This window comes from Streptomyces sp. NPDC059740 (assembly GCF_042733155.1).
Lineage (GTDB): Bacteria > Actinomycetota > Actinomycetes > Streptomycetales > Streptomycetaceae > Streptomyces.
Genome location: NZ_JBHWGP010000030.1, coordinates 74,916 through 85,548, shown reverse-complemented (window position 1 = coordinate 85,548; position 10,633 = coordinate 74,916). Strand labels below are relative to the sequence as shown.

Genomic DNA, 10,633 nt, shown 5'->3' with positions numbered 1-10,633 from the left:
CCGCCGTCTGCCGGGCGGCAGCCGGCGCGGGCGCGCCCGGCGCACCCTCGCCCGTCACCGGTTGCGGGCGGGGCGCGGCGTCCGGTGCCCCGCCCGGCGCGCCGGGCTCCGGCCGGTCGGCCGGGCCGGTGTCCGCTGCGCTGTTCTCGTTCCTCGTCGCCATGGCACACGACCCTACGACCCCCCACCGACAGTGATCCGCATACCATCGGGACGGAAGAGCTTGGCCGCCGTGCGGCGCACCGTCGCACCACCGCGGAACCCAAGGCCGATCGATGAGGGGACGCCGTGGACGTGAGCGGGAGGCAACAGGACCCGCGAGGTCCCGGGCACGAGCCGTCCCGGCGGCAGGACGGCCCCTCCCGGCCGGACCGGCAGGACCCGCCGCGCACCGAGGAGCCCGGCCCGGCACCCGACCCCCGCCCCGCCGGGACGCCCGGACCGCCAGCCGAGCCCCGCCGGCCCGGGGAGAGCCGTCCCGCCGAGGGCACCGGACCGGCGGAGCCGGAACAGGGGAGTCCGGCGGAGGCCGAGCCGCGCAGCCCGGACCCGGGAGACGGCGGCGACCCGCCCCCGACGCCCCCCGGCGGGGCCGGGCGGCAGGACTCCGGCCGCGGCGACGGCGGTGCGCCCGGCCGGACGCCCGGACCCGACGCCCCGCCCCCGCCCTCGCGCCGGGAGCGCGGCGGCATCCTCATGGGCCGGCCCTTCGGGGTGCCGGTCTACGTGGCGCCGAGCTGGTTCCTGGTGGCCGCGCTGATCACCTGGGTCTTCGGCGGCCAGCTCGACCGGATCCTGCCGGAGCTCGGCGGGGTGCGCTACCTCGTCTCCCTCTTCTTCGCCGTCGCCTTCTACGCCTCCGTCCTCGTCCACGAGCTGGCCCACACCGTCGCCGCACTCCGCTTCGGCCTCCCGGTGCGCCGCATCCAGCTCCAGTTCTTCGGCGGGGTCTCGGAGATCGAGAAGGAGTCCGAGACGCCGGGCCGCGAGTTCACCCTCGCCTTCGTCGGGCCGCTGCTCTCCCTCGTCCTGGCCGCCGTCTTCTGGTTCTGCCTGGGCGCCGTCGCACCCCGCAGCGTCCCCGGCGTCCTGCTGGCGGGCCTGATGGTCTCCAACCTCGTGGTGGCCGTCTTCAACCTGCTCCCCGGCCTCCCGCTGGACGGCGGCCGGATGCTGCGCGCCGTGGTCTGGAAGGCCACCGGACGCCCGATGACCGGCACCGTGGCCGCCGCCTGGGTCGGCCGCGCCCTGGCCGTGGCCGTCCTGGTCGGGCTGCCGCTGGCAGGGGCCAGCGGCGCGCTCGGCGGCAACCGCGACATCGGCAGCGCGGACAGCATCACCGACGGCCTGCTGGCCGCCGTCCTCGCCGCGATCATCTGGACCGGCGCCGGCAACAGCCTGCGCACCGCCCGGCTCCGGGAGCGGCTGCCGCAGCTGCGCGCCCGCACCCTCACCCGCCGGGCCGTACCCGTCACCCCCACCACCCCGCTCTCGGAGGCGCTGCGGCAGGCCAACGAGGCGGGCGCCCGCGCCCTGGTCGTCGTCGACCCCGCAGGCGCCCCCACCGCCGTGGTCAGGGAGGCCGCCATCGCCGGCGTCCCCACCCACCGCCGGCCGTGGGTCTCCGTGGACGGCCTGGCCCAGGAGATCCGTGAGGGGATGCGGGTCTCGGCCGAACTGTCCGGCGAGGACCTGCTGGAACACCTGCGGGCGGTCCCCGCCACCGAGTACCTCGTGGTGGAGGAGACCGGCGCCGTCTACGGCGTGCTGTCCACCGCGGACGTGGAACGGGCCTTCGTCTCCGCCATGGCCCGCCCCTCCTGACCGGCCGGGCCCGCACTCCCGGCCGGATCCCGCCGCCCCGCCACCGGCCGCGGTCGGCGGCACCCCCGGGGGCCGGTAGGCTGGTCACATGTCCGAACCGACCGGTGCCGCCCGCCGTCGCGGGCCCTTCAAGGTCGGGGACCAGGTCCAGCTCACCGATCCCAAGGGACGCCACTACACGTTCACGCTCGAAGAGGGCAAGAGCTTCCACACCCACAAGGGAGCCTTCCCCCACGACGAGCTGATCGGTGCTCCCGAGGGCAGTGTCGTCCGTACCACCGGGAACGTCGCCTACCTCGCGCTGCGCCCCCTGCTCCCCGACTACGTCCTGTCCATGCCCCGCGGTGCCGCCGTGGTCTATCCCAAGGACGCGGGACAGATCCTGGCGATGGCCGACATCTTCCCCGGCGCCCGTGTCGTCGAGGCGGGCGTCGGCTCCGGCTCGCTCAGCAGCTTCCTGCTCCGCGCCATCGGCGACGACGGCATGCTGCACTCCTACGAGCGCCGGGCCGACTTCGCGGAGATCGCCACCCAGAACGTCGAGCGCTACTTCGGCGGCCCCCACCCCGCGTGGACGCTGACCGTCGGAGACCTTCAGGACAACCTCTCCGACACCGAGGTCGACCGGGTCATCCTCGACATGCTCGCCCCCTGGGAGTGCCTGGAGGCCGTCTCCAAGGCCCTCGTGCCGGGCGGCATCCTCTGCGCGTACGTCGCCACCACCACCCAGCTCGCCCGCACCGTCGAGGCGATCCGCGAGCACGGCACCTTCAACGAGCCGTCCGCCTGGGAGACGATGGTCCGCACCTGGCACGTCGAGGGGCTCGCCGTCCGCCCCGACCACCGCATGGTGGGGCACACCGGCTTCCTGCTCACCGCCCGCCGCCTCGCCGACGGTGTGGAACCGCCGCTGCGCCGCCGCCGTCCGGCTAAGGGCGCCTACGGCGAGGACTACACCGGCCCCGGCTCCTCGCAGGCCTCCTGACCCGGGCCCCCGGCACCGCTCCCGGCCGCCCTCCCCGCGTGGGACGGGCGGCCGCGTGCGTTGGCAGGGGGCGGCGCACACGGCGTTCGCGCACCCCATCCGGGGCGGACCGGGCACAGCCGGGCCGGGCGAGCCGGTTCCGCCGCGGCGCCCGCTGTGGAACGATCGGAGCACCCCCGAACACAGCTCGCCACAGGAGTCGACGCGCGTGCAGCACCCGGCCGGCCTGGACCTCCCGCACACCCGCACCCGCCCCGTGCACTGGCTCGCCACGGCCGCCGCACTCGCGGCCGTCGTCGGTGCCGCCGCCTTCGTGCAGCCCGCCGCGGCCACGGCGAAACCCGCCCGCCACACGGCGAGCGCGCCCGCCCCGGACGCGGCGAAGGCCTCCTACCCGCTGCACTGCGACCCCGATCCCGTGGCCGTCGTCCAGCACGCCTCGGGCGACCTCGACGGTGACGGCCGCCCGGAGACCGTGGCCGTGGCCCGGTGCCGCACCGGTATCGGGACGCCGCCGGGCGGCCTGTACGTTCTCGCCCCGGCCCACGGAACTCCGGCGCCGCGCGTCGTGGCCGAGCTCGTCTCCCCGAAGCAGCAGACCAACATCGAGGACCTGAAGGTCACCCACGGCACCATCTCGGCCACGCTGCTCGGCTACTCCGCCGAGAGCGTGCCGCGGTGCTGCCCGGACCGGCGCACCGCGGTGCGGTGGCAGTGGCGGGGCGGAAAGTTCGTCGAGAGCGAACACGAGGTGGCGCCGCCCGCCGCCCAGGGCGCGCAGTCCGTCTGAGAAGGCGGTCCGCCGGAGACGGCGGTCCTTCCTGGGGCGCCCGCCCCGAGTCGCCGGACGCACACGCGAGGGCGCCCGGGTCCGGAGACTTCTCCGGGCCCGGGCGCCCCCGTGTGCACGGTCGGGCGGACCGTGCGTGCTCAGTCCTCGGCGTCGGGGCCGTAGACCTCCACCTTGTCCGCGACCCGGCGGACGTGGATGCAGTCGCCGGGGCACTCCTTGGCGGAGTCGCGGACGTCGTTCAGCAACGGGAGCGGGACCGGCGTGGTGGCCCCTGCCTCCTGGAGCAGCTCGTCCTCGCTGCTCTTGACGTAGGCCAGCCCGTCGATGTCCAGCTCGAAGACCTCCGGAGCGTACTGCGCACAGATGCCGTCACCCGTGCACAGGTCCTGGTCGATCCAGACTTCCAGCTCCGGGCTGGCCTCCTCCTGTGCGGTCATCTCGCGTGCTGTTCCCCTCGACGTGGTACCAGCGGGGCTAAGTGACGCCCTCGCTGACGGGTGTTGACCGTCTCGACGATACAACCGCCCGCTTTCGAATGTTGTTGGGTGGGTATCACCCCAGCGGGAGCGGGTGCGCAAGGGTGAAGATCGGTCACCGGCCGACAGTCTTTTCGATCTAGGGGTTTCAACCCCCACCGGCCCAGGTAGGGTCAGGAAGCGTCCAGCTCCCCTTGGAGGAGGTGAGGACCGTGGCAGCCCACGACGACGACATCGACCGCGGCATCCGGCCCGTGCGGGGGTCCGAAGACCCTGCCGGCCAGGTCGCCCATCTTGAGCAGGAGATCGCCGTCCTGCGACGCAAGCTCGCCGACTCTCCGCGGCACGCGAGAGTTCTCGAAGAGCGGATCGTCGAGTTGCAGACCAACCTCGCGGGGGTGTCCGCTCAGAACGAGCGGCTCGCAGGCACCCTGCGTGAGGCCCGCGACCAGATCGTGGCCCTCAAGGAGGAGGTCGACCGGCTCGCCCAGCCGCCGGCCGGCTTCGGCGTCTTCCTGCAGGCCAACGAGGACGGCACCGCCGACATCTTCACCGGAGGCCGTAAGCTCCGCGTGAACGTCAGCCCCAGCGTCGAGCTCGAGGAGCTCAAGCGTGGCCAGGAGGTCATGCTCAACGAGGCGCTCAACGTCGTCGACGCGATGGAGTTCGAGCGCGCCGGCGACATCGTGACCCTCAAGGAGATCCTCGAGGACGGCGAGCGTGCCCTGGTCATAGGGCACACCGACGAGGAGCGGGTGGTGCGGCTCGCCGAGCCGCTGCTGGACACCGTCATCCGCCCCGGCGACGCCCTGCTCCTGGAACCCCGCTCCGGCTACGTCTTCGAGGTCGTACCCAAGAGCGAGGTCGAGGAGCTGGTCCTCGAAGAGGTCCCGGACATCGACTACACCAAGATCGGCGGCCTGGGGAACCAGATCGAGCTGATCAGGGACGCGGTCGAGCTGCCGTACCTCTACCCCGACCTCTTCAAGGAGCACGAGCTGCGCCCGCCCAAGGGCGTCCTGCTCTACGGTCCGCCCGGCTGCGGCAAGACGCTCATCGCCAAGGCGGTCGCCAACTCCCTGGCCAAGAAGGTCGCCCAGGTCACCGGCCAGCCCGCCGGCAAGAGCTTCTTCCTGAACATCAAGGGCCCGGAGCTCCTGAACAAGTACGTCGGTGAGACCGAGCGCCACATCCGGCTGGTCTTCCAGCGGGCCCGGGAGAAGGCGAGCGAGGGCACCCCCGTCATCGTCTTCTTCGACGAGATGGACTCCCTCTTCCGCACTCGCGGCTCCGGGGTCAGCTCGGACGTGGAGAACACCATCGTCCCCCAGCTGCTCTCCGAGATCGACGGTGTGGAGGGCCTGGAGAACGTCATCGTCATCGGCGCCTCCAACCGCGAGGACATGATCGACCCGGCCATCCTGCGGCCCGGCCGCCTGGACGTGAAGATCAAGATCGAGCGTCCGGACGCCGAGTCCGCCAAGGACATCTTCTCCAAGTACCTCACCGACCGGCTGCCGCTGCACGCCGACGACCTCGCCGAGCACGGCGGGAACCCGTCGGCCGCGGTCACCGGCATGATCCAGTCGGTGGTCGAGCAGATGTACGCGGAGTCCGAGGAGAACCGCTTCCTGGAGGTCACCTACGCCAACGGTGACAAGGAGGTCCTGTACTTCAAGGACTTCAACTCCGGAGCCATGATCGAGAACATCGTGGGCCGGGCCAAGAAGATGGCGATCAAGGCCTTCCTCGACCACGACCAGAAGGGCCTGCGCGTCTCCCACCTGCTCCAGGCCTGCGTGGACGAGTTCAAGGAGAACGAGGACCTGCCCAACACCACCAACCCGGACGACTGGGCCCGCATCTCCGGCAAGAAGGGCGAGCGGATCGTCTACATCCGCACCCTGGTCACCGGGAAGCAGGGCGCGGACACCGGCCGGTCCATCGACACGGTGGCGAACACCGGTCAGTACCTGTAACGAACACCGCCGGCTGCGGACGACCTCGCACGGGGCGTCCGCAGCCGGACGCGTTTTACGCACGGGCGCCACCGGACTGGAGCAATGACCGCAATGATCTCCACACCGCGGCGGAGGCGTTCTAGGCTCGTCGGTACCGCCGCCGGGACGGGGGCGCGCCGGCACCCGCCCCGACCGGCCCGGGCCGGCACGGCCGGGGCACGCGCGCAGCGGTGTGGGAGCGCCGACCCCGGCCGGGGCCGCCGCCGGGCAAGGAGGGCCGCATGACCGTACGGCGAGTAATGGGCATCGAGACGGAGTACGGCATCTCCGTCCCCGGACACCCCAACGCCAATGCCATGCTCACCTCGTCCCAGGTCGTCAACGCCTACGCGGCCGCGATGCACCGGGCGCGGCGGGCCCGCTGGGACTTCGAGGAGGAGAACCCGCTGCGGGACGCCCGCGGCTTCGACCTGGCCCGCGACAACGCCGACGCGAGCCAGCTCACCGACGAGGACATCGGTCTCGCCAACGTCATCCTCACCAACGGCGCCCGCCTCTACGTCGACCACGCCCACCCGGAGTACAGCGCGCCCGAGGTCACCAACCCGCGTGACGCCGTGCTGTGGGACAAGGCCGGAGAGCGGATCATGGCGCTCGCCGCCGAACTCGCGGCGAAGGTGCCCGGCGCCCACCCCATCCACCTGTACAAGAACAACACCGACAACAAGGGCGCCTCCTACGGCACCCACGAGAACTACCTGATGAAGCGGGAGACGCCGTTCTCCGACATCGTGCGCCACCTGACGCCGTTCTTCGTCTCCCGGCAGGTGGTGACCGGCGCCGGCCGGGTCGGCATCGGACAGGACGGCAGCCAGCACGGCTTCCAGCTCACCCAGCGCGCCGACTACTTCGAGGTCGAGGTCGGGCTGGAGACGACGCTCAAGCGGCCCATCATCAACACCCGCGACGAGCCGCACGCCGACGCCGAGAAGTACCGCCGCCTCCACGTGATCATCGGGGACGCCAACCTCTCGGAGATCTCCACCTACCTCAAGCTCGGCACCACCTCGCTGGTCCTCGCCATGATCGAGGACGGCTTCATCACCGTCGACCTCGCCGTCGACCAGCCGGTGCGCACCCTCCACCACGTCTCGCACGACCCGAGCCTGCAGTACCTGGTCACCCTGCGCAGCGGTCGCATGCTCACCGCGGTGCAGCTCCAGATGGAGTACTACGAGCTGGCCCGCAAGTACGTCGAGGAGCGGTACGGAACCGACGCCGACGAGCAGACCCAGGACGTCCTGGCCCGCTGGGAGGACACCCTGAACCGGCTTGAGACGGACCCGATGAGCCTGTCCGGAGAGCTGGACTGGGTCACCAAGCGGGAGCTGATGGAGGGCTACCGGCGGCGGGACGACGTCGACTGGGACGCCGCCCGGCTCCACCTGGTGGACCTCCAGTACGCGGACGTACGCCCCGGAAAGGGCCTGTACAACCGGCTGGAGGCACGGGGCCGCATCAAGCGCATCCTCGGCGAGGACGAGGTGGAGCGGGCGCGCCAGGAGCCGCCGGACGACACCAGGGCGTACTTCCGCGGCCGCTGCCTCCAGCAGTACGCGGACGACGTGGCCGCCGCCTCCTGGGACTCGGTCATCTTCGACCTGCCGGGACGTGACTCACTGCAACGGGTGCCCACCCTGGAGCCACTGCGCGGCACGCGCGCCCACGTCAAGGACCTCCTGGACCGCTGCCGCACCGCCGAGGACCTCGTGCGGACGCTGGGCGGCAGCTGAGCGGTGTGCGGGCGGGGCCGCGCGGCCCGCGTGCCGCCGCCCGTAACCGGGCAGGAAGCGGCTACGGAGGCGATCAGGACCGAACCGAGACCTCACCGGTGGTGCCGAATCCGCCGGAGAGGGAATCACCTGGGTGGTACCAGGACGTTGAGGAAACAGCAGGCCGATGTCAGACCCTGCTTGTAGGGTCTGATCTTGAGCGATCCAACCGGCGAGAGCCGATCGGACCGGCGGGAACCGGTCCGACGAACCGAGCGGGGTGAGGGTGATGGCGACCAAGGACACCGGCGGTCAGCAGCAGACCACACGTTCCAGCGAGGAGGTCGAGGAGCAGACCGAGGACGCACAGGACAGCTCCGACCTCAAGGAGCGGCAGGAGAAGCTCTCGGACGACGTGGACTCCGTGCTCGACGAGATCGACGACGTCCTGGAGGAGAACGCCGAGGACTTCGTCCGTGGCTTCGTCCAGAAGGGCGGGGAGTAACCCCCGGCACGCGCGGTGGGGGAGGGCGGACCTCAAGGTCCCGCCGGCCCCCGCCACGGCCCGGGTGGCGGTGACGCACTCCCGGACTGGCGCTGCGGGTGTGGAGGCCGGGGCGGTCGCGTCCGCCTCCGGCCTCCGGCGCCCCGGCCGTCCCCGCCGGAGCGCCCGGCGTTCCGGCCGGGGCCGTCCCGGCTCCCTGCCCGCCCGGCAGGGAGCCGGGGCGCCGGAGCGAGCGGTGGTGCGTCTTGGCCTGTCCTCCCGGCACTCCGGCCGCCTTGCGTCCGGCGTCCCGGCGCCGGTGCGGAGGTTCGGGCGCAGGAGGGCCGGGCAAGATCGGGTCCACCGCCAAGAGAAGGGGCGTGCACGTTGGTCACCACCGAACGGCGGGTAGGGTCCGTGACGTACTGTGCTGCAACTGCAAGTCGGCCACCGGCAAGTTGGGAGCCCCTCCCGACTCCGCTCGTCGGGCTGTCGCCTATCCGGAAGGGAACCCGTGGAAGCCAACACCCGTAGCACCGGGCGTCTACCTGCTGCCTTCCTGACGCCTGGTTCGTCCTCGTTCATGGACTTCCTCGGCGAGCACTCACCCGAGCTGCTGCCGGGGAACCGCCCGCTGCCGCCCGTGCAGGGCGCGGTGGAGGCGCCGCACGGCACGACGATCGTCGCCCTCACCTTCCCCGGCGGCGTGGTGCTCGCCGGCGACCGGCGGGCCACGATGGGCAACGTCATCGCGCAGCGCGACATCGAGAAGGTCTTCCCCGCCGACGAGTACTCGGCGGTCGGCATCGCCGGCACCGCCGGTCTCGCCGTCGAGATGGTCAAGCTCTTCCAGCTCGAGCTGGAGCACTTCGAGAAGGTGGAGGGCGCCCAGCTCTCCCTGGAGGGCAAGGCCAACCGGCTCTCCACCATGATCCGCGGCAACCTCGGCATGGCCATGCAGGGTCTCGCCGTGGTTCCCGTCTTCGCCGGCTACGACCTCGAGCGCGGTCGCGGCCGCATCTTCTCCTACGACGTCACGGGCGGCCGTTCCGAGGAGCGCGGCTACGCCTCGACGGGGTCGGGTTCGGTCTTCGCCCGCGGTGCCCTGAAGAAGCTCTACCGCGAGGACTTCAGCGAGTCGGACGCCGCCACCGCGGTGGTGCAGGCGCTGTACGACGCGGCGGACGACGACTCGGCGACGGGCGGCCCCGACCTCGGCCGGCGGATCTACCCGATCGTCACCGTCATCACCGAGGACGGTTTCCGCAGGCTCACCGAGGACGAGGTCGCGCAGGTGGCCCGGGAGATCCACGAGCGGCGGCTCCAGGAGCCGGACGGCCCGCGTTCCGCACTGCTGTGAGGACCGATAGGTCCACGTGTCCAGGCTCCCGCGCCACCCAAGCGAGAATTTGACAGAAAGGGACGGATAGCCGGTGTCGACGCCGTTCTATGTCTCACCCCAGCAGGCCATGGCGGACCGCGCGGAGTACGCCCGCAAGGGCATCGCGCGGGGACGCAGCGTCGTGGTGCTGCAGTACACCGACGGCGTCGTGTTCGTCGCCGAGAACCCCTCCCGGGCCCTGCACAAGGTCAGCGAGATCTACGACCGGATCGCCTTTGCCGCCGTGGGCAAGTACAACGAGTTCGAGAACCTGCGGATCGGCGGCGTCCGCTACGCCGACCTGCGGGGCTACACCTACGACCGCGAGGACGTCACGGCCAGGGGCCTGGCCAACGTCTACGCACAGACCCTGGGCACCATCTTCTCCAGCGCGGCGGAGAAGCCCTACGAGGTCGAGCTGATCGTCGCCGAGGTGGGGAGGAACCCGGAGGACGACCAGATCTACCGGCTGCCCCACGACGGTTCCATCGTCGACGAGCACGGCTCGGTCGCGGTCGGCGGCAACGCCGACCAGATCAGCAGCTACCTCGACCAGCGGCACCGCGACGGCATGACCCTCGCCGAGGCCCTCGGCCTCGCGGTGGACTCCCTCTCGCGCGACAACAACGGTGGCGAGCGCACCCTGACAGCGGAGCAGCTAGAGGTCGCCGTGCTGGACCGCACCCGCCCCCAGCAGCGCAAGTTCAAGCGCGTGCTGGGCCGTCAGCTCACCAGGCTCCTGGAGGAGACGGGCACCGCCGGCGGCGGGAAGGGCACGGCCGGGGCCACCGACGGCGACGAGGCCGGGGAGGGCACCGAGGCGGAGTGACCTCTCGCGCAGCCGGCGCGAGTCAACGGAAAGCGGGCCGTCTCCGGACGGGCCCCCTTTAGTTGTATGGCAGGTGAACAGCCCCCGTGAGGGTTTCGCGGGGTGTATGCGGGGCGGAAAACAAAAAA

Annotated in this window: 10 protein-coding genes; 9 read left to right on the top strand and 1 reads right to left on the bottom strand. The window is 71.8% G+C overall.

Annotation, left to right across the window (positions count from 1 at the left end; genetic code table 11):
• Positions 1 to 288 precede the first annotated feature (288 nt).
• From ACFV3R_RS26905 to ACFV3R_RS26895, 3 genes are all read left to right on the top strand, one after another.
• Positions 289 to 1,824, top strand: coding sequence for a site-2 protease family protein (locus ACFV3R_RS26905; RefSeq protein ID WP_385588392.1), 1,536 nt, complete (start codon positions 289 to 291; stop codon positions 1,822 to 1,824).
• A gap of 88 nt (positions 1,825 to 1,912) precedes the next feature.
• On the top strand, positions 1,913 to 2,809 hold the full coding sequence (locus tag ACFV3R_RS26900; protein WP_385588389.1) for a tRNA (adenine-N1)-methyltransferase: 897 nt from the start codon (positions 1,913 to 1,915) through the stop codon (positions 2,807 to 2,809).
• A gap of 208 nt (positions 2,810 to 3,017) precedes the next feature.
• The gene (locus ACFV3R_RS26895) at positions 3,018 to 3,599 is read left to right on the top strand and encodes a hypothetical protein (RefSeq protein ID WP_385588386.1); all 582 of its coding nucleotides are present in this window, start codon (positions 3,018 to 3,020) and stop codon (positions 3,597 to 3,599) included.
• Positions 3,600 to 3,739: 140 nt separating this feature from the next.
• On the opposite strand, the gene ACFV3R_RS26890 is transcribed toward ACFV3R_RS26895, so the two are convergent.
• Positions 3,740 to 4,039 (bottom strand): ferredoxin, encoded by a 300-nt coding sequence (locus tag ACFV3R_RS26890; RefSeq protein ID WP_385588383.1) that lies wholly within the window; start codon positions 4,037 to 4,039, stop codon positions 3,740 to 3,742.
• A gap of 251 nt (positions 4,040 to 4,290) precedes the next feature.
• Between ACFV3R_RS26890 and arc the strand changes: the two genes are divergently transcribed.
• The 6 genes from arc to prcA all read left to right on the top strand — a co-directional run bounded on the left by arc (position 4,291) and on the right by prcA (position 10,505).
• Positions 4,291 to 6,057 (top strand): proteasome ATPase, encoded by a 1,767-nt coding sequence (gene arc / locus ACFV3R_RS26885; RefSeq protein WP_385588381.1) that lies wholly within the window; start codon positions 4,291 to 4,293, stop codon positions 6,055 to 6,057.
• Positions 6,058 to 6,320: 263 nt separating this feature from the next.
• Complete coding sequence (dop, locus tag ACFV3R_RS26880) at positions 6,321 to 7,832, top strand: depupylase/deamidase Dop (protein WP_385588378.1); 1,512 nt, start codon at positions 6,321 to 6,323, stop codon at positions 7,830 to 7,832.
• 268 nt (positions 7,833 to 8,100) lie between these two features.
• Positions 8,101 to 8,316 carry a ubiquitin-like protein Pup gene (locus tag ACFV3R_RS26875; protein ID WP_385588375.1) on the top strand — a complete coding sequence of 72 codons (216 nt, stop codon included), beginning with the start codon at positions 8,101 to 8,103 and terminating at the stop codon, positions 8,314 to 8,316.
• 98 nt (positions 8,317 to 8,414) lie between these two features.
• A complete protein-coding gene (locus ACFV3R_RS26870; protein ID WP_385588372.1) occupies positions 8,415 to 8,858 on the top strand; it encodes an endonuclease domain-containing protein in 444 nt (147 codons plus the stop codon).
• Positions 8,810 to 9,655, top strand: a complete 846-nt coding sequence (prcB, locus tag ACFV3R_RS26865; RefSeq protein ID WP_385588370.1) for a proteasome subunit beta — start codon at positions 8,810 to 8,812, stop codon at positions 9,653 to 9,655. The genes ACFV3R_RS26870 and prcB overlap by 49 nt, the downstream gene beginning before the upstream one ends.
• Positions 9,656 to 9,728: 73 nt before the next feature.
• Positions 9,729 to 10,505, top strand: coding sequence for a proteasome subunit alpha (prcA, locus tag ACFV3R_RS26860; RefSeq protein ID WP_385588367.1), 777 nt, complete (start codon positions 9,729 to 9,731; stop codon positions 10,503 to 10,505).
• Positions 10,506 to 10,633 lie beyond the last annotated feature (128 nt).

Excerpts from the sequence above, each read along its gene's own strand:
- ACFV3R_RS26900 (WP_385588389.1), top strand. The coding sequence starts at position 1,913 with ATGTCCGAACCGACCGGTGCCGCCCGCCGTCGCGGGCCCTTCAAGGTC.
- ACFV3R_RS26875 (WP_385588375.1), top strand. The coding sequence starts at position 8,101 with ATGGCGACCAAGGACACCGGCGGTCAGCAGCAGACCACACGTTCCAGC.
- dop (WP_385588378.1), top strand. The coding sequence starts at position 6,321 with ATGACCGTACGGCGAGTAATGGGCATCGAGACGGAGTACGGCATCTCC.
- ACFV3R_RS26890 (WP_385588383.1), bottom strand. The coding sequence starts at position 4,039 with ATGACCGCACAGGAGGAGGCCAGCCCGGAGCTGGAAGTCTGGATCGAC.